16 protein-coding genes are annotated in these 23,060 nt (G+C 38.9%); 9 read left to right on the top strand and 7 right to left on the bottom strand.

Annotation, left to right across the window (positions count from 1 at the left end; translation table 11 throughout):
• Nucleotides 1-29 precede the first annotated feature (29 nt).
• A complete protein-coding gene (feoB, locus tag FAX86_RS03220) occupies nucleotides 30-2,156 on the top strand; it encodes a ferrous iron transport protein B (RefSeq protein ID WP_144391892.1) in 2,127 nt (708 codons plus the stop codon).
• Nucleotides 2,157-2,196: 40 nt separating this feature from the next.
• On the opposite strand, the gene FAX86_RS03215 is transcribed toward feoB, so the two are convergent.
• On the bottom strand, nucleotides 2,197-3,351 hold the full coding sequence (locus tag FAX86_RS03215) for a hypothetical protein (protein WP_144391891.1): 1,155 nt from the start codon (nucleotides 3,349-3,351) through the stop codon (nucleotides 2,197-2,199).
• Between the two features lie 379 nt (nucleotides 3,352-3,730).
• Here FAX86_RS03215 and FAX86_RS03210 point away from each other — a divergent pair, with 379 nt between their 5' ends.
• The 7 genes from FAX86_RS03210 (at nucleotide 3,731) to FAX86_RS03180 (ending at nucleotide 14,886) form a co-directional block, all read left to right on the top strand.
• Nucleotides 3,731-6,868 (top strand): PAS domain S-box protein, encoded by a 3,138-nt coding sequence (locus FAX86_RS03210; RefSeq protein ID WP_164503440.1) that lies wholly within the window; start codon nucleotides 3,731-3,733, stop codon nucleotides 6,866-6,868.
• Nucleotides 6,869-7,058: 190 nt separating this feature from the next.
• Nucleotides 7,059-7,286, top strand: a complete 228-nt coding sequence (locus tag FAX86_RS03205; RefSeq protein WP_144391889.1) for a YheU family protein — start codon at nucleotides 7,059-7,061, stop codon at nucleotides 7,284-7,286.
• An 85-nt stretch (nucleotides 7,287-7,371) separates the two neighbouring features.
• Nucleotides 7,372-7,791, top strand: coding sequence for a hypothetical protein (locus FAX86_RS03200; RefSeq protein WP_144391888.1), 420 nt, complete (start codon nucleotides 7,372-7,374; stop codon nucleotides 7,789-7,791).
• A gap of 75 nt (nucleotides 7,792-7,866) precedes the next feature.
• Nucleotides 7,867-9,219, top strand: coding sequence for a TolC family protein (locus FAX86_RS03195; RefSeq protein ID WP_144391887.1), 1,353 nt, complete (start codon nucleotides 7,867-7,869; stop codon nucleotides 9,217-9,219).
• The gene (locus FAX86_RS03190) at nucleotides 9,216-10,928 is read left to right on the top strand and encodes an efflux RND transporter periplasmic adaptor subunit (protein WP_144391886.1); all 1,713 of its coding nucleotides are present in this window, start codon (nucleotides 9,216-9,218) and stop codon (nucleotides 10,926-10,928) included. The genes FAX86_RS03195 and FAX86_RS03190 overlap by 4 nt, the downstream gene beginning before the upstream one ends.
• Nucleotides 10,929-10,943: 15 nt before the next feature.
• A complete protein-coding gene (locus tag FAX86_RS03185) occupies nucleotides 10,944-14,045 on the top strand; it encodes an efflux RND transporter permease subunit (protein WP_144391885.1) in 3,102 nt (1,033 codons plus the stop codon).
• A 127-nt stretch (nucleotides 14,046-14,172) separates the two neighbouring features.
• Nucleotides 14,173-14,886: an ABC transporter permease gene (locus tag FAX86_RS03180; RefSeq protein ID WP_144391884.1), complete on the top strand. Its 714-nt coding sequence runs from the start codon at nucleotides 14,173-14,175 to the stop codon at nucleotides 14,884-14,886.
• Here FAX86_RS03180 and FAX86_RS03175 read toward each other — a convergent pair.
• Nucleotides 14,870-15,289 carry a hypothetical protein gene (locus FAX86_RS03175; protein ID WP_144391883.1) on the bottom strand — a complete coding sequence of 140 codons (420 nt, stop codon included), beginning with the start codon at nucleotides 15,287-15,289 and terminating at the stop codon, nucleotides 14,870-14,872. The genes FAX86_RS03180 and FAX86_RS03175 overlap by 17 nt on opposite strands.
• Before the next feature lie 218 nt (nucleotides 15,290-15,507).
• On the opposite strand from FAX86_RS03175, the gene FAX86_RS03170 reads away from it, so the two are divergent.
• On the top strand, nucleotides 15,508-17,520 hold the full coding sequence (locus tag FAX86_RS03170; RefSeq protein WP_144391882.1) for a TonB-dependent receptor plug domain-containing protein: 2,013 nt from the start codon (nucleotides 15,508-15,510) through the stop codon (nucleotides 17,518-17,520).
• Here FAX86_RS03170 and FAX86_RS03165 read toward each other — a convergent pair whose 3' ends face one another.
• Genes FAX86_RS03165 through FAX86_RS03145 form a run of 5 tightly spaced genes read right to left on the bottom strand, consistent with a single transcriptional unit; the run spans nucleotide 17,521 to nucleotide 22,924 of the window.
• On the bottom strand, nucleotides 17,521-18,336 hold the full coding sequence (locus tag FAX86_RS03165) for an NAD-dependent protein deacetylase (RefSeq protein ID WP_144391881.1): 816 nt from the start codon (nucleotides 18,334-18,336) through the stop codon (nucleotides 17,521-17,523).
• Between the two features lie 5 nt (nucleotides 18,337-18,341).
• Nucleotides 18,342-19,925 (bottom strand): cryptochrome/photolyase family protein, encoded by a 1,584-nt coding sequence (locus FAX86_RS03160; protein WP_144391880.1) that lies wholly within the window; start codon nucleotides 19,923-19,925, stop codon nucleotides 18,342-18,344.
• Complete coding sequence (locus tag FAX86_RS03155; RefSeq protein WP_144391879.1) at nucleotides 19,925-20,104, bottom strand: DUF2256 domain-containing protein; 180 nt, start codon at nucleotides 20,102-20,104, stop codon at nucleotides 19,925-19,927. The genes FAX86_RS03160 and FAX86_RS03155 overlap by 1 nt, the downstream gene beginning before the upstream one ends.
• The gene (locus tag FAX86_RS03150; protein ID WP_144391878.1) at nucleotides 20,097-21,593 is read right to left on the bottom strand and encodes a cryptochrome/deoxyribodipyrimidine photo-lyase family protein; all 1,497 of its coding nucleotides are present in this window, start codon (nucleotides 21,591-21,593) and stop codon (nucleotides 20,097-20,099) included. Before FAX86_RS03150 ends, FAX86_RS03155 begins: the two co-directional genes overlap by 8 nt.
• Nucleotides 21,590-22,924 (bottom strand): DASH family cryptochrome, encoded by a 1,335-nt coding sequence (locus tag FAX86_RS03145; protein ID WP_205859093.1) that lies wholly within the window; start codon nucleotides 22,922-22,924, stop codon nucleotides 21,590-21,592. Before FAX86_RS03145 ends, FAX86_RS03150 begins: the two co-directional genes overlap by 4 nt.
• Nucleotides 22,925-23,060: the final 136 nt, after the last annotated feature.

Below are 23,060 nucleotides of genomic sequence, written 5' to 3'. Positions count from 1 at the left end.
TCATTTCAATCCAATCGAATTAATCCAAAATGAAAGTTGCACTCGTTGGAAATCCCAACTGCGGTAAAACAACAATATTCAATCGCTTAACGGGTTCTCGCCAAAAAGTTGGAAATTGGCCTGGCGTAACCGTTGAAAAAAAATCAGGTTCTTTACGGTTTAAAAGCACAGTGGTAGAAGTCATTGACTTGCCGGGTCTCTATAATTTGGAACAGATAGAGCCTGGTAAAGATGAACAAATCGCTGCTCAATACTTATTGTCGAATGATAGTGACCTGATCGTTAATATTCTCGATGGCGCCAATCTTAGACGAAACTTAGTACTCACTTCGCAATTGGCCGAGCTATCGACACCGATGATTGTTGTTGTCAACATGGTTGATGTCGCAGAACAAAAAGGTGTTGAGCTTGATTTAGAGTTACTAGCAAGTCGTTTGAATGTTCGTGTATTGGCTGTTGTAGGATCCACCGGTACGGGAATTGATGTTTTAAAAAACGAAATAGAGCTCTTTTTAAACGCACAAAAAGACGTCGAGTCTGTAGTAAAAGAAGCTGAAGCAACTTGTACTTTTGGTGGCGAGCACGATCAATTGATTGGTCGTAGCACTCAACGTTATAAAATGGTCAGAGAGCTGACAGATAGTGTTGTCCGGATGATTCCGGGCAAATCGGATAAAACAGAAGCCATTGACCGGGTTGTACTTAATCGATGGTTGGGCGTACCTATTTTCCTTTTCATGATGTACTTGATGTTTACTGTAGCAGTAAATTTCGGTGCAGTTTTCATCGACTTTTTTGACATATTATTCGGTGCCTTTTTAGTTGATGGCCTTGGGCAGTTGCTTAATGGGCTTGGTTCACCGGAGTGGCTAACGGTTATTCTTGCTAACGGAATTGGTGGCGGTATTCAACTTGTTGCTACTTTTATCCCTGTCATTGGCATTTTGTATTTGTGTTTGTCGATTTTAGAAGACAGTGGTTATTTGTCGAGAGCTGCTTTTGTCGTTGATCGATTGATGGCGAAGATTGGCTTGCCAGGCAATGCATTTGTGCCTCTTATTGTTGGGTTTGGTTGTAATGTTCCCGCTGTGATGGCTGCGCGAACAATGAATCGTGAGTCGGACCGTCTGTTAACCATTGTCATGGCTCCTTTTATGTCATGCGGTGCGCGCTTAACCGTCTATGCATTATTTGCGGCTGCATTTTTCCCAACGAATGGTGCCAATATCGTTTTTGCTCTTTATTTGATGGGAATTCTGGTAGCTGTGTTTACGGGATGGTTGTTTCGCAAACAAGTCTTTGCAGCGAAAGCTTCGCCTTCTTTTATTGAAATGCCCGCATATCACTTACCCGTTTGGCGAAATATTGTGATCACCAGTTGGCATCGATTGAAAAGCTTTATTGTCAGAGCTGGTAAAACGATTGTTATCGTCGTGACCTTATTAAGCTTTTTAAATTCCATCGGAACAGACGGAAGCTTTGGTAATGAGAACAGTAAAAAATCAGTATTAAGTTACATTGGTCAAACAATTACACCTGCTTTCGAACCTCTCGGTTTAAAAGAAGAAAATTGGCCAGCAACCGTTGGCATCTTTACTGGAATGTTTGCGAAAGAAGCAATTGTTGGAACACTCGATGCTTTATATTCTGAGTCAGAGTCGCAAGGGAATGAGTTGGATCTTTGGGGTTCTACTAAAGAAGCGGTGCAATCTATCTCAGATAATTTTGTTGGGTTGGTTGATGCACTGGGTGACCCCCTAGGATTATCCAGCGTTGCCGATGCAGAGACGGTCGCCGCTGATCAAGAATTACAACAGAAAACATTGACTCAAATGGCGAGCTTATTTAATGGGCAGCTGGGTGCGTTTTGTTACTTGGTTCTAATTCTTCTTTACACTCCCTGTGTTGCAGTTCTTGGTGCTATTAAGCGAGAGGCTGGCGGGCTTTGGATGTGGACTGTCATTGGTTGGACGACGTTTCTGGCTTATTCACTTTCGACAACAATATATCAAGTGGCTCATTGGTCAAATCGGCCAGTGTTTGCTTCTTTATGGATTGGTTTCATGATTTTAGGTTGGGTTGTGTTTGTCGTTTCATTGAAGCATATTGGCAAGCGCATGCGAACTGATGACGTGTTTGTCGTTAATTTAAGTTAATGATTCAAGGTCGATTTGTTCGACCTTGAATTTTTGAGTATTAATCGTTATCACTGTCCATTAATTGAATGATGAATGGAATGCCCGGAAATAATTCTATATGCATTTCCATAGTCCAACCATCCAGCGCCTGACTGATTTCTCCTAAAGTTACTTCAGAAAAATTTGATTTAGCATTGAATTTCATTGTTATTTCCTTCTCCTCTCCAGCAGGAACGGAAAAACCTTCTATCGCAACTTTGCTGACTTGCTTTGAATTTTTAAAGATATATATTTGGCTATTTTCAAAAGCCATATCGTATTCTGTAGGATTATCAATCGTCAGGTTGAACTTCAGATCGCCGATAGAGTCCCCGGTAAGCATGCTTCCCAGCGACTTAAAATTGAAGTCGAATGAATCAAAATCAATCGCGTATTCTGCTTTTAGTATTTGCGATTTGTGGTGCATTGATTGTATTAGTCGGGAGTGGAATACCAGGCCGGATATCAAACCTAGAGTCATTATTAAGTAGCCTAAAATTTTAGTTGAGGTGGCAACGTTAATAACTTGTGTATTTTCCTTTAAAAGATGGCTTCCAATTGCTGTACCTGCGGGTATTGAAATTGCAATAAAAAATAAGTTTAAAATAAATAATGCGATTGAAATTTCAAGCAAGTTGAGTGTTTCAATAGATAAAATCCATTGGCTAATTACAATCGCCGGTAAACTAAAGAGCAAGCCAAAAAGGAGCGTGCATATCAGATTTCTGAATAAAAGTTTGTTTATTTTTGAGTATTTGACTCTGTGTCGTTGTAATGTAGGCGAAATAATATCTAAGCCGAAAGTATAGAATAAGAAAAAATAACTAAGAGAAACAGAGATTACTTCAGTCCAAAAATAGGGATAGTAGCCGATCCATAAAATGATCATCTGTGCTGTTAAATAGAAAAGGAACAATCGCGTTTCTTCGATACCTTGTAACCAGAGAGGAAATTCCTGATATGGTCCATTTGGGTAACCTTGTTCTTTCTCGAAAACTGCTGAATATTTCTCTTTTATAGGGAATAAAAAAATGGATGCAATAACTAGTGAACCACTGAGAATGGCATTGCCAAGAACTTGTTTCGACTGTGATTCGAAGAAAAATGAATAGAGTTTTTCCGATAAAGAGTGCCATGATTCCGGAAACAAATAATCTAAAATAGCTTGTTTCATAGAGCTTTGATTCTCCAATAAAACATAACCAAATAGGGCAAAAATACTCAGTCCAACTAAAAGATAGATTAATAGTAAAAGCGAAGACCGCTTTTTGTGTTGAAATAAGGTTGCAGGACTCTCTATGAGACCCACTTTGAACTGTTTTACTAAATTCATAATGTCCGCTTAATCGACTCGTATATCTCCGATATTATCAAAATCTTCGGCATTCACTCTACATCCAGTCTTAAAATATTAATTTCAGTTACAAAAAAACGTTGTATGAGTAAATTAGTCTATTATTTGAGGTAGCTATTTTACTCATTGGGGGTGTTTTTTGGCTCATTTTTTTAGCCATTCAAAGTTTATATACCGACTGGTAATGAGCTTATTTACAATGGCCGTTTTATCAGTCGGATACGTCCTGAACTCCTATATCAGTGAGGTTGAAGACTCCGAGTTCAGAAATAATGTTATTGAAAAAGCAAATGAACTTCGTATCCAGTTGGAGGATGCACTAGTCGCTGAACTACTATTAGTGAAAGGTGTGCGTATCGTCATAATGGCTGAGCCAAATATGTCTCAAAAGCGTTTTACGGAGGTGGTTAAGCCATTATTTAAAGATTCACGTGCAATAAGAAACATCGGTGCAGCGCCGGATATGGTCATCAGCATGATTTTTCCGCTCAAAGGAAATGAAGCAGCCTTGGGTTTCAATTATTTAGAGTCAAGTCAGCAGGTTGATGCCGCTGTAAAAGCGAAAGAAACAGGCGACGTCGTTATGACGGGCCCTTTAGAGTTGGTTCAAGGTGGACTGGGAATTATTGCCCGTCTGCCGGTTTATGTCGAAATCAATAATAAAAGAGTTTTTTGGGGATTAATATCTGTTGTTCTCGATGTCGATAAAATATTCAGGTTGGTAGAACTTAATACTCTGCTTGATGAATTCAATATAGCACTGCAAGGGACTAATGGATTAGGTAAAGGGGGTGAGTTTTTCTATGGTAACGATTCAATTCTAAAAACAAATCCTGTTTCAGTTCCGGTAAAATTTCCGGGCGGCTCTTGGCATATTTATATGTCTCCTAAATCAGATTGGCACGAAAAGGGAGGATTATTTCAAGCTGTCACAATGACAATTCTCGTAATAAGTGCGCTTGTAATTTTTTCTGTTTGGTTGATTGGAAGTAATACTTTAAAACGTAAGAAAAGTGAAGAGAGGTTGCGGGCATTATTTGATTTGTCTCCTATAGGAATTGCATTAAACGAGTTTGATACTGGGCGATTTATTGAACTTAACGATGCACTGGTTCGGCCAACAGGTTACACGCGAGAAGAGCTTTTAAATATTGACTATTGGGCTTTAACGCCAAAGGATTTTTTAGATCAAGAAAAAATGATGTTAAGTCGTTTAAAGCAATATGGACGATATGGTCCCTACGAAAAAGAATATGTGACGAAAGATGGCAATGCGTATCCTGTTTTATTAAATGGCGTTTTATTTACTGATACTAGTGGTAAAAAATTTGTATGGTCAATTGTCGAAGACCTTTCGCAGCGTAGAGCTTATGAAGCTGCTCTGAAAGAAAATGCCGACCAGTTAGAGTTGATTATAGACAGTACTGGCGTCGGTATTTGGGACTGGTACGTTCAAACAGGAGAGGTAACCTTTAATGAACGATGGGCTGAAATGATTGGTTATACGCTTGAAGATTTAGAACCTATAACCATTGATACGTGGCTAAACCTCGCTCATCCGGACGATCTAAAACTTTCAGCTGAAGCTCTCGAACGACATTGGCAAGGCCAGACATCTCGATATTATTCGGAAGCGAGAATGAAACACCGAGATGGGCATTGGATTTGGGTACTGGATACAGGAAAAGTTGTCGAGTGGTATTCAGATGGTAAACCCAAAAGGATGATTGGGACTCATATTGACATTACCGAACGAAAAGATATAGAACAAAAACTTACTAAGGCAAGGGATGACGCTCATGCAGCGGCCAAAGCTAAAAGCCAATTCTTAGCGAGTATGAGTCATGAAATAAGAACGCCAATGAACGGGATCTTTGGCATGCTAAGTTTATTGAAACAAACATCGTTGACTAAAACTCAATTACATCACACGGAACTTGCTATTACTTCTGCGCAATCACTTTTACACATTATTAATGACATTTTAGATTTCTCTAAAATAGAGGCAGGGAAGTTAACTTTTGAAAATATTTCCTTTAATGCGGTCAATTTATTGAGTGATATTGTTAATGCCATGGCTTATAAAGCAGAAGAACATAGCAACCAGATTATTCTTGATACTGTAGATATTAATCATCAAATTTTAATTGGTGACCCTGGTCGAGTTCGTCAAGTAATTACTAATCTCTACTCGAATGCTTTAAAATTTACTAAAGATGGAACAATTACACTGGTCGCGAGTACAAAGCGAGTCAATGAGAGAATATTGTTTATCTTTTCCATTGAAGACAATGGTATCGGAATTGAACAGTCAAAATTACCTTTATTATTTAATGCATTTACTCAGGAGGATGCATCAACTACAAGGAGATATGGTGGAACTGGCTTAGGGTTAGCCATCGTAAAACAGCTGTGTGAATTGATGGATGGTAAGGTCGAGGTTACTAGTAAAGAAGGAGAAGGTAGTCGATTTACAATCGAATTGTTATTGGAGGAAGGTAAAGGAGTCTCTTATGATAAAGAGAAAATCCAATTTTCAAAAGTGGCTTTATTCGATAAAAATACGACTCAGGCCAATAATGTGAAAAGGCAGCTGTCACATTGGGGACTATCAGTAACTGTTATTGATTATCCAATAAAATTTGAAGAAGTAGAAAAAGTCGGAGCCGACATTTTATTTTTTGATGAGTCTTACCTCAAAAAAAGTGTTCGCGAAGAAAACTGGAAAGAAAAATTATCAAACTTAATGAATCAATGTGTTATTTTTTCCCATATTCACTCTGATTTTTCAAATAACGAAAAGAATTCAGGTCTATATTACATTTTTAAACCTATTACTCCACAAGAGTTATGGAGTGCGGTAACAGGTAAAATAGAATTCATTGGTAATACAAATAATAAAGAACAATCGAATGATGGTGACGACAAAATAGATTCAAGTCACAAGCTTTTAATTGTGGAGGACAATCCTGTAAATCAAACTGTAATTAAAGCAATTCTAAGAAAGCTTAACTTAGATTGCGAGTTACTCAACAATGGTAAAAAGGCGCTTGAGTTCATGCAAGCGAAAAAAGCTTCTGACTTTTCTCTGATCCTTATGGACTGCCAAATGCCGGAAATGGATGGATATGAAACAACACGACGTATTCGCAAAGGTGATGTAGGAGAAGAATGGGCGAGTATTCCTATTATTGCGTTAACTGCTAATGCTATGAAAGGCGACAAAGAAAAATGCATTGATGCCGGAATGAATGATTATTTGCCGAAGCCGATCAGTCTCGATGATATTCAAAAAACACTGAAAGTTTGGTTAAGCATAACAAAAGTATCGCTATAAGCTCTTTATGTAAGCAATTCAAAGTTTCTTTAATATCCATGAACTCTAATCTAAATAAACTTATTTTAATAGTCGCCTTATACTTTTGATAGACTATATGACATTGAGATAGAATAAGAGCTCTATAAAGGCACGTTTTATATATAAGGTATACTCGACTCCGAGCGATAGTATTTATTTGAGACAAAATATGATCATTCCATGGCAAGAAATCGAAACTGAAACATTAGAAAATATTGTAAGAGAACATATTCTGAGTCAGTTGGAAGACTATCAAATTGAGGCGGTCCAAATGACTCAGTGGATAGAGCAGGTCAAAGCGAAACTAAAATCTGGAGAAGCGGTCGTTGAATGGAGTGAAGCTAATGAGTCGGTAGCGATTGTTGACAAACAGAAATATTCGCAAGAAAAATCATAAAAACTGGCAGATAATAGACAATAATCTTTGACCTTTGACTTACTCAAAGGTTTAAAATTGCCGCTAATATGACTAGAATAAACGTATGATAAAGACTCGATCTCCCAAAAGTTATCTGTTATTGCTAATTGCCGTTGTAGCACTTCTGGCAGGGCAGTGCTGTGACCAAGGGATGCAATTGAATTCATTAGTAGACCATAGCACAACTAATGAGATGACTCACGATATGGACATGGGACTGGATGAAGCTAAAGGCGAAGCTCATGCCTGCTGTCCAGACAAAGACAATTCGAAAAATCAGTTTGAGCCACCTTGTTCAGACTGTGAACCTGAATGGATCATGGCCCAAAACATGCCCGATAAGCCGAACTCAGTCCTAGTTTGGTTTTTTGTCGAGTTGAAGTTTTTGGGTCAACAACATTCCTCTTATATACCCCGTCTTAAGTCGGCATCATTAAATTACCTGTCGGACAGAAATCTACTTTTGTGTCGATTTTTGATTTGATTTTCTCCTGATTGTTTTTAGGAATGCCGATTTATCGGTAATTGCTTTCAGCTATTTCATTATCAGGAAATACCCATGTTTTATCAAAAAGTAACACTTGTCGTTTTGGGGCTAGCTTTATGCCTTGCTCATGCCTTTGAGAATACTACGCAAAGGTTCAATACGTTGAATCTTGATGAAGCTATTCAAAAAGCGTTAACCGATGCTTCAGATTTAAAGCGATTGCAAGCAAAAATTAAACAAGCTGATTTTTTATCGCAGGCCGCAGATTCTTTACCAGATCCTAAAATCTCGCTCTCATTTGCCAATCTTCCTGTTGACAGTTTTGATTTTTCTCAGGAAAACATGACGCAACTAAAGTTGGGTGTTAGTCAAATGTTCCCACGTGGTGATTCCCAAGGATTAATGCAGAAATCATGGCTGCTTTTGTCAAAAGCAGACAGATATCATTTATCTGATATTCGCACAAACATAATTGCACAAGTTGAACATCGTTGGTTGGAAGCATATCGAGCACAAAAAAGTATTCAATTAATCAAAGAGAATCGATTCCTTTTTGAGCAAGCATCGAAAATTGCTGAAGCAAGTTACACCTCTGGATTATTGAAAAACCGACAACAAGATCTTATTCGAGCACAGTTGGAATTAACACGTCTGGATGACCGACTTTTTCGATTAAAGCAGCAGGCTCGTACCCAATTGCAAGCACTAAGTCGTTGGTTTGACTCTCATACAGAAAATCAGTGGGAGGTCGAGCTGGTAGAACTTAATGCATTGTCGAATCGATTTTCGACTCAGCTCTTTCTGCAATCTGATAAAGCTGATAAATACGATTGGATTCTTGAGCATCTTCAAAGACATCCTGCAGTTGCTGCATTATCCACTGAGGTATCGCAGTCAAATATTAAAGTTGCGATAGCTGAACAAGCTTATAAACCGCAATGGGGCGTTAATGCATCGTATGGATTTCGAGATGACTCGCCCGGAGGAATGGATCGCTCTGACTTTTTCTCTATCGGCGTTACATTTGATTTGCCAATTTTTACCAGTGGTCGACAGGATCCTCAATTAAAAGCAGTAAGCTATGAAGCACAAACGAAGCGATACATAAGGCAAGATAAAATTAAGAATTTGTTTGCAAATATGATGTCGACAATCGAATCATTACGTGTGCTTAATGAGCGAAAGCATTTGTTTGAAATAAAGTTGATACCACAACTTGAAGAACAGTCGGAGGCGTCATTGAAAGCATATACCAATGATGATGGCGATTTTAACGAGGTTGTTCGTTCTCGAATCGATTTATTAAATGCAAAAATTGATTATTTGAATATACGGGTTGATTTTTTTCAAGCGGTTGCCGTATGGAATTATTTTTTAACGACTGTTGATTCTAGCGGCTCAGATAATAATGAGGTGAAACAATGAAAAAGTTCCATGTAATAATCATCGTTTTGCTAATTGGTATTGCGCTTGGTTGGGGAATTAATTCTTTAATCATTTCAAGTGAATTTGGTTTACTTGAGAAAGAAGAACAGCCCCTTTATTGGGTCGCACCAATGGATCCAAACTATCGCAGAGATAAACCTGGAAAGTCACCGATGGGAATGGATTTAGTTCCGGTTTACGAAGAATCTTCGGGAAGTGATAATACTGCCGGTACAATATACATATCACCTGAAGTTGTTAATAATATCGGTGTTCGTACGGCTTCGGTTCAGCGCGAAATGCTCCATTCTGTCGTTAATACCGTCGGTTATGTTAACTACGACGAGGACCGTTTGATTCATATTCATCCTCGAGTAGAAGGATGGATAGAAATCCTTAATGTTAAAGCTGAAGGCGATCCGGTATCTAAAGGTCAGGCCTTATATCAATTGTACTCACCTGAGCTGGTTAATGCTCAAGAAGAGCTTCTGTTAGCTTTAGGACGTAATAATCAAGTCTTGATTAAAGCGGCAGAAGCAAGAATGAAAGCTCTTCAGATATCGGAGCAATTTGTTTCGAAATTAAAATCTTCTCGTCAGGTCGAACAAAATATTACGTTCTACTCTCCTCAAAATGGTGTGATAGATAATTTAAATATTAGAGAGGGGTTTTACGTAAAACCAGGGACTACTTTAATGTCTATCGGGGACCTCTCTTCTGTTTGGGTTCAGGCAGAAGTTTTCGAACGTCAGGCCGCTCACGTGAATTTAGGCGATCGTGTAACTATGTCGCTAGATTATAATCCGGGGCGAAAATGGACGGGGGAAGTTGATTATATTTATCCAGCTTTAAACGAACAAACGAGAACGGTTAAGTTACGTTTGCGCTTCGAAAATAAAGATCGTGTGCTAAAACCCAATATGTTTGCCCAGATAACGATTGAGTCACGACTTGATGATGAAGTTATCATGGTTCCTCGAGAAGCCGTCATTCGTACAGGGCGTCGCGATCGTGTTGTTCTAGCGTTAGGCGATGGAAAGTTTAAGTCACTTGAGATCAAGTTAGGACGACAGTCGGAGCAGGGATATGAGGTTTTGAGTGGATTAAAAGAAGGAGATAAGGTAGTTACATCTGCACAATTTTTAATTGATTCTGAATCAAGTAAAACTTCAGATTTTAAACGAATGTCAGTACGTGAGTCAGTCCCAGAAAAAGTTTGGGTTGAAGCTACTATCAAGCAAATAAATTTAGATTCAAATATTATAGTTGCATATCATCAGCCAATTCCAGAGTGGGATTGGCCATCAATGACAATGGAATTCATGATAGATGAGTCAGTTGATATTACGCCGTTAAACTCGGGATTAACTTTGCATTTAGAGCTTAAAAAAGAAGTGAATGATAGCGGCGAAAAGACGTATCGAATCACTGGCACTCACATTATGGACAGTCAATCAAAAAGTGACATTCAGACTGCGACAGTTGATGGCACTATTAAGCATATTGATCCTCAAGAAAAAACTGTAACCATTTTACGAGGAGCTATCGAAAAATGGGGACGACCATCTGCAACAGTCGACTTCTTGATAAGCGATGAGCTACAGATATCATCATTTGTTATCGGTCAATCTATTCGATTTACTTTTGAAATTAGAGAGGGGAAATTTATTGTTACTCAGTTGCATAGACTAGACGCTGAACAACAATAAGGTGAGGTAAAGAATATGATTGAAGCAGTTATTCGATGGTCGATCACCAATCGATTTTTAGTTCTTTTGACTTCAGTAATACTAGTTGGTGCCGGTATCTACTCTCTAAAAACAACGCCTGTTGATGCCATACCTGATTTGTCGGATGTGCAGGTAATAATTAAAACCTCCTATCCGGGACAAGCGCCTCAAGTTGTTGAAGATCAAGTGACCTATCCTTTAACAACGGCCATGTTGTCCGTACCGGGTGCAAAAACAGTAAGAGGTTTTTCATTTTTTGGTGACTCATATGTGTACGTTATTTTTGATGATGACACAGATTTGTATTGGGCTCGTTCTCGTGTTTTGGAATATTTAAGTCAGGTTGCACCGTCCCTACCTGAAAGCGCGAAACCGCAGTTGGGACCTGATGCTACAGGCGTTGGCTGGATTTATCTTTACGCCTTAGTCGATAGAACAGGTCAGCACGACATTACACAGTTGCGTAGTATACAAGACTGGTTTTTAAAGTTTGAATTGCAAACCGTTCCAGGCGTTTCTGAAGTGGCAGCTGTGGGCGGCATGGTTAAACAATACCAAGTTAAGATTGATCCCGAAAAATTAAGAGCTTATGACATTCCTCTAGCGCATATTCAAACTGCTTTGCAAAGAGCAAATCAAGAAGTTGGAGCTTCTGTCATTGAAATGGCAGAAGCTGAATATATGGTTCGTGCAACGGGTTATTTAGAAAATCAGGTCGATATAGGAAATGTACCATTAGGCGTTAATCGACAAGGAACGCCTTTGTTGTTAAAAGAAATCGCCGATATTAGCCTTGGGCCACAAATGCGCCGTGGTATTGGTGAGCTTAATGGTGAAGGAGAAACTGTTGGCGGTGTTGTTGTCATGCGATTTGGTGAGAACGCACAAGCGACGATAGATGGCGTAAAAGAAAAGTTATCGCAATTAGAAGCTGGCCTGCCGGAAGGCGTCGAAATAGTTACCGTCTACGATCGCTCTGGATTGATTGACCGAGCTGTGAAAAACTTATGGCAAAAGTTAATTGAAGAATTTATTGTAGTCGCGTTAGTTTGCCTCGCCTTTTTATTCCATGTTCGTTCTTCACTTGTTGCTATTATCAGTTTGCCCGTGGGTATTTTAGTTGCTTTTATTGTAATGCGAATTCAAGGTATTAACGCAAATATTATGTCGTTGGGGGGCATTGCTATTGCGGTTGGGGCCATGATCGATGGCGCTATTGTTATGATTGAGAATATGCATAAGCATATGGAAGATACCTCATTAACTAAAGATAACCGTTGGCAAATTGTTGCAACGTCAGCATCAGAAGTTGGTCCAGCATTATTTTTTAGTTTGCTAATTATTACTGTTAGTTTTTTACCTGTTTTTACTTTAGAGGCGCAGGAAGGGAGAATGTTTGTCCCTCTCGCTTATACCAAAACCTTCGCGATGGCGGCTGCCGCTGCACTAGCAGTAACCTTAGTACCGGTGCTAATGGGGTACTTTATTCGAGGTAAAGTGCTAGCTGAAAATAAGAACCCGCTGAATCGATATTTAACGTCCTTTTATTTACCGGCGTTAAATTGGTCCTTACGATTTCCGAAAACAACTTTATTGATAGGTCTTCTTATTTTATTGACAGGTTTTTGGCCATTGCAAAAAATTGGAAGTGAGTTTATTCCTCCTCTCGATGAGGGCGATTTGATGTATATGCCAACAACATATCCAGGAATTTCCATTGGAAAAGCTCGAGAGTTATTGCAACAAACAGACAAGTTAATTGCTACTGTACCTGAAGTGGAACATGTTTTCGGAAAAGTCGGGCGAGCAGAAACGGCTACCGATCCTGCTCCTCTAACTATGATTGAAACATTTATTCAGTTAAAACCTCGCTCTGAATGGCGCGAGGGAATGACAACTCAAAAGTTGAAAAAGGAACTGGATAAATTGGTATCCATACCCGGAGTAACCAATGCTTGGGTAATGCCTATAAAAACAAGAATTGACATGTTAGCAACGGGTATTAAAACACCCGTTGGAATAAAAGTCGCGGGACCGAGGCTTGATGTTATTCAGTCAATCGGAGAGCAGTTAGAATCCGTTTTAACCGATGTTACTGGAACTGCATCGGTGTATTCAGAACGTGTTGCTGGCGGTCGATATTTGAAAGTTGATATTCAGCGAGCTAAAGCAGCCCGATATGGACTTAATATTGCAGATGTTCAGCAAGTTATTGCAACTGCGATTGGTGGTATGAATGTGACACAAACTGTTGAGGGATTAGAACGATATCCAGTAAATATTCGTTATCCACAAGATTATCGGAATTCGCCAGAGCAACTTGCATTATTACCAGTTGTCACACCCAGTGGCCAGCGCATTGCGCTAGGTGACATTGCGAATATTTATATTGAAGATGGCCCTCCAGGAATTAAAAGTGAAAATGCTCGCATTAATGGTTGGACGCTGGTTGATATTGAAGGAGTGGATGTTGGTCATTATGTTAATGAAGCAAAACAGCATGTTGTTGAACAAATCGATTTACCGGTAGGATATTCTATTACTTGGTCGGGACAATACGAATATATGTTACGCGCAAAAGAGAAGCTAACGTATGTGATCCCATTAACCTTGGCGATTATTATCGTGTTACTTTTTCTAAACTTCAGAAATTTTACTGAAGTGCTTATTATTATGGGGACATTACCTTTATCGCTAGTAGGTAGTGTCTGGTTGATGTACGGATTGTCTTTTAATTTTTCTGTTGCAGTTGGAGTTGGTTTTATCGCGCTTGCCGGTGTCGCAGTTGAGCTTGGTGTAATTATGTTGGTTTACTTAAATCAGTCTTATGAAAGAGCTCGTAATAATGGAAGTTTATCAACTTCTACGCTTCGAAAATCGGTATTACATGGAGCTGGTTTAAGAATTCGTCCCGTTATGATGACTGCCTCGTCCATTATTATTGGTTTATTGCCTATCTTGTTTGGTGGAGGCACGGGTTCTGAAATAATGAGTCGAATCGCAGCGCCTATGGTGGGAGGTATGATTAGTGCCCTACTGCTAACTCTTTTTATTCTACCCGTGGTTTATTTTTTATGGCGTCGACGTTTTATTTGATGAGTGTAAATCATGAGTAAAAAACTTAATCTCTATTATGTCACTTTTATGACAAAACAAGTGCACACGTTATATTGTATGATAGTACGGTTTTCCTTTTTAATAATAAACTAAGAATAATAACGACATGCAAATTATTGATTATTTTGAATTATTAATCGGATTATTTCCCGCGTTGTTCGTGATTGTTATCATGTATATTTGGTCTGCAAATTATCGTGATGGTTTTTCCGCTTTGTTACGAATGATTGTCCAATTATTGCTAGTCGGATATTTACTCACTTTTTTGTTTGAAAGTGAAAACTCAATTCTCATATTAGCGGTTTTATTAACTATGGTGCTTGCATCGAGTTGGATCGCGCTGCGGACCGTAAAAGAACATCGGACAAAGCTATTAAAGCACACCATCTTTTCTGTCTTTATAGGTGGTGGGATTATTCTTACAATAATTACCCAAGGCGTATTGAGTGTTAATCCTTGGTTCGATCCGCAATATATCATTCCATTGGGCGGTATGATCTTTGCGAACGCTATGAACAGTGTCAGCTTATGCTCTGAGCGCTATTTGAGCGAGTTAAATAAAGGAGTAAGTGAAAAAAAAGCTCGAGCCACCGCTTATCAAACTTCTTTAATTCCAATAGTAAATTCATTGTTTGCTGTAGGACTAGTGTCTTTGCCGGGGATGATGACGGGACAAATATTATCCGGTGTCTCACCGCTCATTGCGGTGAGATATCAGATAATGGTGATGTGTATGGTATTTGCGTCTGCCGGGTTTGCTTCTGCTTTATTTTTAATAAGTTCGAAATCAATATATCGAACAATTAATCAAACCGACTAATCTCTGGAAATACTTCTTTTACCGCCTCGTAAAATAAATCAAGTTCTTTGTTTTGGACTCCATCGCAGTCAATAAGTCGATTAAGCTCATCCAAAAACTGTGCCTTAACAACAGGATTGTCTTTTAGGAACTTATTGATAATCTCAAAATCCTCGTGAAGTGTTACTGTAGAGGACTTTGCTGCCTTATAGAGGAAGTTAATTTTATTATTGTCCAATTTAAACTCAGACTGCATAATTTCGAAAAACATAGACTTTTCTTTATCTGACTCAAGTTTGTCCGACAGAATAATGTGCATGAGAGCAGAGGCTAATGCGCCGTGTAGCATTTCATCGTCCGGATGATCAAAGTGAGATTCTGCGCCATTGAGCGACTCAAACCAATGTTTAATAGATTCAAACATATAACAATTCTCCTAAGTCACCACTACTTATAGGTTAAGTATATTAAACTCGATCAGCAAAGACGTTGATTTGTATCAATCTTTGCTATTTGTGTTAAAGATTAAAGTTTATAGAACAAAATTGTAGCCTAAAACCTTTATTTTATCGCTGTGCGAAATGCAAAGACTTCATCTATACTGTTTTACAGTGCGGGTTTACTTAACTCAATGAAAAAATTATGAAAAATGTACCAAGTTGGTGTTGGCTTGCGTTTCTTATAAGTATTACAGGAGGTGTTAGCGCAAGCATTTCAAATAAAGAAGATCTGTTTGGCTTGAATATGGAGCAGTTACTCAATATCAAAGTCACTGCAGGCAAAAAGACTCGTGAAAATATTCGAGATACCGCGGCTTACATTACTGTTGTAACAAAAGAGGACATCGATTTATTCGGTTGGAGAAATTTAAGCGAAATTATCGATGCTTTAGCCGGCTTTATGGTTTTTAGCGATCGAATTTATGACTTTGTCGTACCTCGAGGTGCGTATCAATCGAATGATCCCAACTCACGTATTCTTTTGTTACTTAATGGGCATAGCGTTGTCGAAAACTTCGGATACTTTAATGGTCAGCTGGCTACGGTTGATGTTAACCACATAGAGCGCATAGAAGTCGTCCGTGGACCGGGTTCTGCCGTTTATGGTACCAATGCAATGTATGCTGTAATTAATGTTATCACGCGAAAAGGTAATGACTCTTATGGCATCTCTGTTGGTAGTTTTAGCGATAAAAAGATACATGGTCAAAAGTATTTTGAGTCCGGAAATTGGTTTTTAAATACGCAGCTTTCAGTAGAGCAGGGTATGGAAGAGTCAATGTTTTTTGATGAATATACTTCTGGAGTTTACCCCACGGGCGGTTTTGTCTCTGGTCGGGCCAATAGAGAGTCGAAAAAGACATTAATGGCTCGAGCAGGAAATGAAAACGTTTATGTTCAGTTATTCCATAATACTCGAAAAAAATATGTGCCAACCGGAATATTTGGCGGCAGAATTGATCAATCGGGTACTTTTTTTGAAGACGAAAATGAACACCTGGAAATTGGCTTTGAAAGTGAATTTGCAGATTATCTAAATATTGAGGGGCGCATCTTTTTTGACAATTATGAGTTTATGGGGCGTTACCTCTACTTACAAGATCCTAACGGAATTGAAGGGCCGAATTATCCATCGGAATACAACCGTATTAACAGTCGTTCCTACGGCGCTGAGTTAATAGCAGATACGAACTGGAGCCCTCACAGTCGAACGATTTATGGAATAGAAATTAAAAATTATCGAGATTACGATTTTGTATATCGATCTGAAAATGATCCATTGCAATTACTCGATATTAATTTGTCGGTAAACCCCAATGAAACTGTAAGAAGTGGTTTTTTCAGTCATGAAATTAGATTTTATCCTTCATTACGCATCGATGTAGGCGTCCATTTTGATGACTATAATTCAGTTGGGCGTTATTACAGCTTTAGAACAGCTTTATCTTATGACTTTAGTTCAAACTCCATAATACGTTTGTTATATGGTGAATCTTTTCGTGCGCCTAACAGTTGGGAATTAAATGGTGGCTTTTTTCTAAATGGAAATGAGAATTTAGAGCCAGAAACCATTCAAACCTATGAAGCGACCTTTGATAAAGTTTGGCAGAATGTATGGCAGTTACATACTTCTGTCTTTTATTATGAAACCGAAAATACAATTCGTACTAATGAATTAGAAACGTTTATAAATGGACCTGGTATTGAAGGATATGGATTCGAAGTAGAGTTGAACTATCGCAGTAATCAATGGCGCGGATATGGCAGTATTAGCTATAACGATGTACGAAACTCACTGGATGAATCTCGAGTGGCATTTTCGGCTGAAGAGAGTTTAAAACTGGGTCTTTCACATTTAATTACAGATGACTGGCATGTTTCTGTAGAGCTAAAGCATTATGGTGATCGCTTAAATCCCGCTGAAGAAGCTAATAAGCAGCCCTCGTTTACTCTAGTGAATGCGAAAGTTGGCGATTGGGTTATTGCTGGTAAGTGGAAAGTTGATTTTTCGATAAAAAATGTATTTGACGAAAGCTATGAACATCCGGCTTTTACCTCCGATTTGTCGAGCTTTTATTTAAATCAGTTTTATCCAGTCTATGACATTCCCGGAAGTGAAAGACGCTTTTGGATTAACGTTAACTCCAAGTGGTAATTAGCCTCCTATATGATCCAATAATCCTTTTAGTACTGTCGCACAATCTTTTTCAATTTTGAAATCTGCAATATCATCAGCACGAGTCTTTCCTTGATTAATTATAATTAAAGGCTTGTGTTCTTGCTTAGCGAGCTTGCAAAAACGATAGCCTGAATACACCATCAGTGAGCTACCTATCGTTATTACTCCTGAGCATTCATCAAATAACTTACTGGTAGCCAAATTCGTTGCTTTAGGTACAGTGCCGCCAAAAAAGACAACATCGGGCATAAGTGTTCCATTGCAATGGAGGCAATTGGCTATCTTCATTTGTTGCGTAAGTTCATTTTCTAAATGCGCATCACCATCGGGTGCCATTTGAACTTCTTTTGTTAGTAAAAAAGGGTTTAGCTCGATGAGTCGTTGCTGAAGATTATTGCGAGACTCATATTGCTGACATGATAAACATTTGACTCGATCCAATCGGCCATGTAAGTCGATAACCCTTTTATGGCCAGCTTTTTGATGCAATCGGTCTACATTTTGGGTAATAACGCCTTTCATCAACCCTCGTTGCTCGAGTTGAGCCAGTAAAAAATGAGTATTATTGGGTTGTGCTCTACTTACCGGCGGCCACCCAAGCGTACTTCTAGCCCAGTAACGCTTTCTCTTATCTTCATATTGAATAAATTCTTGGTGTTGAATTGGATTGCTACGTAACCAGTTTCCTTCATGGTCACGATAAGTGGGGATTCCCGAACCTAAGCTAATGCCCGCGCCCGTGATAACTAGCCAAGGTCGGTGAGTTTGGATTCGGTTAAATACTTCTCTCATAATTTTTAAAGTTTACTGATGTTGTTTAAACACCACTGAGCACGCTGAATTAATGCTTGCTGCTTGTCATGCGACATTTTATTCCAGGACATATAAATCATTCGCATTCGAGGATTATTATTAAATTTATCTTTGTGTTGTTCAATAAAGTTCCAATAAAGACTGTTGAAAGGACATGATTCCGCTTCAGTCTTTTTACTCACAGAGTAATCACAATTTTTACAGTAGTCACTCATTTTATTGATGTAACTACCGCTGGAACAATAAGGTTTCGTGGCAAGGATACCTGCATCAGCGAATTGAGTCATACCACGAGTGTTAGGCATTTCGACCCACTCTAAGGCATCGACGTAAATGCCAAGGTACCACTCATCGACCTCATCAGGGTGAATGCCGGTGAGGAGGCAAAAATTACCCGTTACCATTAATCTTTGAATATGATGAGCATAAGCATAGTCAAGAGATTGAGAGACGACTTGCTTGATGCAATTCATCTTCGTTTCTGCAGTCCAAAAATAATCGGGAAGTTGCCGGTTGGCTGATAAGTAGTTTAATGAGGCATAGTCGGGAGCGTTTGCCCAATAGATTCCGCGTACAAACTCTCTCCAGCCTACGATTTGACGCACGAAGCCTTCTATTTGTGCGAGTGAAATTGAGTCTTTGTTGTGTTCCCACGCTTCAAGCGATGTATTGATAACCTCCATTGGAGAGAGCATTTTGGAGTTTAAGGCAAAGCTTAATCGTGAATGATACAAGCTCCAGCGATACGGTGAGTTTTCCGTCATGGCGTCTTGAAACTGGCCGAAGTGAGGTAATAAGTTTTCACAGAAGAAGGCTAAGAGTTGTCGAGCTTGTTTTCGGTTGATGGGCCAAATGATTTCTGTCGAGCATTCACCCATTGTTTTCACATTATGCTTTTCGATGCGTTTTAGTATTGGCCTAACGTCATTCGTGAAAAGCAAAGGTTTGGGAATTTTCTTAAGATCATCCTTGGTAAAACTGTTTCGATTGTCATGATCATAATTCCATTTACCGCCGACGGGTTGGTTATTATCCATTAATATCTGAAATCTTTTACGAATTTTTCGGTAAAAAAATTCCATTTTCATCTTTTTTTCTTTGTCAAAATAGTCACTGATTTCGTCGTGCTGTAGTAAGAAATGTTCCGAATCAAAGCGTGTTTTTTTAACCTTGGGAAAATTTACTGATTGAAGCTGATTGGCTAAACGGTATTCATCGGGTTGTTGGTAGTGGAATTGTTCTATGTCATATTGGCGGATGATTTCTTTTAAAAGCTCAGGTAGTTCGTCAAATAAATGAGTTTCGTCAAGCGTTAAATAGATCACTTGATGACCCGATTTTGCTAGTGCAAAAGCAAATTCTTTCATTGCTGAAAAAAAGGCAAGTACTTTTTGCTTATGATGTTTTACATACGAGGTTTCTTGTTTTAGTTCTGCAATTAAATAAACAATGGAAGAGTCTTTTTGACGAAACCAGCTATGATTGGCATTCAGTTGATCGCCTAAAATGAGTCTCAATGTTGATGTACTTTTATTGAGTGTTGCACCAATACTTCTAATCGGTTTCATTACTTACTCTCTTTTGAGAAACTAGGATGTATTTTGGAACCGAGTTTACTGCTATTATTTCTGCAGCGTTTTGAGCAATATAGAACGTCGTCCCAGCATTTTGACCACTTTTTTCGCCACTCAAAAGGACGGTGGCAAACAAGACATATCTTTTTGGGTAGCTTTAATTTCTTATGCATTCGACTGTACTTTCTTTGTTGCTTTATTTTTATCTGGTCTTACATGGCGAGTTAGTATCTCTGGGATATTTTTCTTAACATCTTCTCGAGAACGAAATTGCCACAATCTCTTACGCGCTACTTTTGCCGCTTGTTCAATATCAATCATCGGAAAAGGATAGGTTTCACCGAGCTTAAAATCCATAAACTGGGCCTCTATTGGAGGTATCAACCAAGGAGTGTGAATAAACTCTATGGGGAGAGACGATAACTCTGGGCACCACTGTTTAATAAAGTCTCCCTCAGGATCTTGCTCGCGAGATTGCTTAACCGGATTGTAAAGTCGTATGGTGTTGATCCCAGTAACAGAAGCTTGCATTTGAACTTGAGGGTAGTGAATTCCCGGCTCAAAATCTAAAAAAAGACGTGCAAGAGGGATGGCGGCTTTTTGCCAATGTATATTTAAATGATGTGTGACAAAACTAACTAACATGGCTCGCATTCTAAAATTGATGTAGCCAGTATGATTCAAGCAGCGCATGCAAGCATCAACGAGAGGAAATCCAGTTGCACCTGAAAGCCATCGTTTAATATCGGAGTTGACATTGTCATCGTTACGGTATGGAAAATCTTTATAGGCAATGTTTACAGGAGTGGCTTCCATATTGGGGGCTGACTCTAGCTTTTGAATAAAATGACTGTGCCAATGCAAACGTGAACTGAATGCAGATAAAGCCGAGCGCCATCCCGGTTTATTCCAATGATTTAGTAGATAATGATAAACCTGTCGCAAACTTAAATTACCAAATGCTAAATAAGGCGACAATCTAGAGCAAAATTTCCGACTTAAACTGGGGCTCGATATTGAACCTCGGTACTTTTTCCCTCGTTCAGTGAAAAAGCTTGCTAAGATGTCGTGAGCAATATCGATGCCGCCTTTTTGAAATAAGTGCGAAGCATGACTCCAGCTTTCTGGCGCTTCAAAGTCTGGAATAAAGTCGCATTGTATTGGATTTATGCGGGTTAACTTTGAAGTGTATTGTGCTGCTCTCATCCGCTTATCCCAATCGCTGTCCCAGTTTTCTCGACTTTTAGCTCCGCGAATGACAGCCGCATATTGAGACTCATGCCATCGAATTTTATTCTGATGACACCATTGACTAACCATCTGATCTCGCTGATAAGTATTCAGTAAACCCACTTCTTGATGGCTATACAAAGTGAAACTTGAATAGTGTTGCTTTAAAAGCGTTAGCAAATCAAGCATGGGTAATGACGTTCTTTTAACGGTTGTATTGTGAGCGGTTAAATGCTGATCGAGATTATCAAGCGATTCCCATACGAATCGCCAGTGGCGTTCATCAAAATGAGGATCGTTGAGTAACATAGGCTCGAAGTTGTAGATAAAAATGATATGGTTATTTTCTTCTAAGGCATGTTGAATGGGAGAGTGATCGGCTAATCTTAAATCGCGTTTAAACCAAACAATACCGACTTTGGATGTGTTCATTTTTGCTTTTCATCCACGGTGAAAATTGGCCAGTCAGCAGCATCCACCGAATCTAGCTGGCCATCAAAAACATTTCCTCGCCATTGATTAATAAATTCTTCTTCGGGATCGTAAATCTGTTGTTGCTTTTCTTGATTGAATCGTCGGCCCCCTTTGGGGTCTGCACCAACGCCTGCAATGTATTGCCAGTTCCCCCAGTTTGAGGCGACATCATAGTCTATGAGTTGTTGTTCAAAATAAGCGGCGCCAAATCGCCAATCGATATTGAATTCATAAATTAAGGCACTGGCAGCAATTTGACGACCTCTATTCGACATAAATCCGGTTGCATTGAGTTGTTTCATACAGGCATTAACCAGCGGATAAGGTGTGTTGCCATAACACCATCTTTGAAAACGCTCGCCATAAAAGCACTGTCGACAATTTTGGTTTGTAATGCCTCCTTTTTGAAATAATTTTTCTTTGTGACAGTAGGCATACCATTGAAAATATTCACGCCATAACAATTCAAAATATATCCAGTATGTTGACTCGTTAGCTTTGTGGTTTGATTCGAAGGTACGTAATTCTTTAATAATTTGCCTGGCAGAAATGCAGCCAAGTGCTAACCAAGGCGAAAATTTCGTTGCGTAAAAATCGCCATCAAGTTTATTGCGAGTATCCTTGTAAGTTAGAGGAGCGTTACTCGAAAAAAAGTTACTAACCCGTTGCCAAGCGGCTTGTTCACCCCCTTCCATAGATGTTGTTTTTTTCTCTTTCGGTAAGGGGATTTTATTGTGTTTGCTCTCTGCTGGGATCGGTGATGGTGGTAAGTAATTGGGAGCTTGCATAGGGTTTCTCAACATACTCTCTTCTACAGTTTTTCTGAATTTTGAAAAAGTTGAAGGAAGGTGCTCAAGGTCAAATGGTAAATCATCAAGTTCAAATAGTGTGTGTGTATGACTGCCAATAAATCGAGCTTCTGTAAGTTGTTTTTTGACTCTGCTAAGAGTTTTGCGTTCATTATATCCTGGATAAACACTATGAAAGATTTCTTTAATGTTGTACATTTCATTAAGTTTTGAAAAGCTCCTTTCAGGATGATCAAATTCGACAACGAGGTGCTGACCCAATAAATTGAGTTGAGCGTTGAGTGAACTCAGACTTTCAATAAGAAAATGGTGTCTATGCGAGCCTAAAGATGCGCTATTCAGTCGGTTAGGTTTAAGCCAACTCGGATCGAAACAAAAGAGGCAAATTAACGGGAAGGAGCTGTCCGAAGCGCGTAAAGCACTGAGATTATCTCTAATTCTTAAATCATTGTTAAACCAAAGTATCGATATATCTTTCACATTTCAGCCTGTTTTCGACGGGGGTATTGAGTCGCATTTTGTATTTTTATGGATTTTGTCGACTTTATAAGTGCAGTTTACGCTCTAATACGACTTTTGGTACGTAGTACTTAGACTTAGTATGCAATATTGTCTA

Origin of the sequence: Pleionea sediminis (assembly GCF_007570825.1) — a bacterium.
Classification (GTDB): domain Bacteria; phylum Pseudomonadota; class Gammaproteobacteria; order Enterobacterales; family Kangiellaceae; genus Pleionea; species Pleionea sediminis.
Note: the sequence above shows the minus strand (reverse complement) of the source record. Positions and strands in the feature narration are given on the sequence as shown.

Coding starts and splice junctions, on each gene's coding strand:
- feoB (WP_144391892.1), top strand. CDS start 30: ATGAAAGTTGCACTCGTTGGAAATCCCAACTGCGGTAAAACAACAATA.
- FAX86_RS03215 (WP_144391891.1), bottom strand. CDS start 3,351: ATGAAACAAGCTATTTTAGATTATTTGTTTCCGGAATCATGGCACTCT.
- FAX86_RS03210 (WP_164503440.1), top strand. CDS start 3,731: ATGGCCGTTTTATCAGTCGGATACGTCCTGAACTCCTATATCAGTGAG.
- FAX86_RS03205 (WP_144391889.1), top strand. CDS start 7,059: ATGATCATTCCATGGCAAGAAATCGAAACTGAAACATTAGAAAATATT.
- FAX86_RS03200 (WP_144391888.1), top strand. CDS start 7,372: ATGATAAAGACTCGATCTCCCAAAAGTTATCTGTTATTGCTAATTGCC.
- FAX86_RS03195 (WP_144391887.1), top strand. CDS start 7,867: ATGTTTTATCAAAAAGTAACACTTGTCGTTTTGGGGCTAGCTTTATGC.
- FAX86_RS03190 (WP_144391886.1), top strand. CDS start 9,216: ATGAAAAAGTTCCATGTAATAATCATCGTTTTGCTAATTGGTATTGCG.
- FAX86_RS03185 (WP_144391885.1), top strand. CDS start 10,944: ATGATTGAAGCAGTTATTCGATGGTCGATCACCAATCGATTTTTAGTT.
- FAX86_RS03180 (WP_144391884.1), top strand. CDS start 14,173: ATGCAAATTATTGATTATTTTGAATTATTAATCGGATTATTTCCCGCG.
- FAX86_RS03175 (WP_144391883.1), bottom strand. CDS start 15,289: ATGTTTGAATCTATTAAACATTGGTTTGAGTCGCTCAATGGCGCAGAA.
- FAX86_RS03170 (WP_144391882.1), top strand. CDS start 15,508: ATGAAAAATGTACCAAGTTGGTGTTGGCTTGCGTTTCTTATAAGTATT.
- FAX86_RS03165 (WP_144391881.1), bottom strand. CDS start 18,336: ATGAGAGAAGTATTTAACCGAATCCAAACTCACCGACCTTGGCTAGTT.
- FAX86_RS03160 (WP_144391880.1), bottom strand. CDS start 19,925: ATGAAACCGATTAGAAGTATTGGTGCAACACTCAATAAAAGTACATCA.
- FAX86_RS03155 (WP_144391879.1), bottom strand. CDS start 20,104: ATGCATAAGAAATTAAAGCTACCCAAAAAGATATGTCTTGTTTGCCAC.
- FAX86_RS03150 (WP_144391878.1), bottom strand. CDS start 21,593: ATGAACACATCCAAAGTCGGTATTGTTTGGTTTAAACGCGATTTAAGA.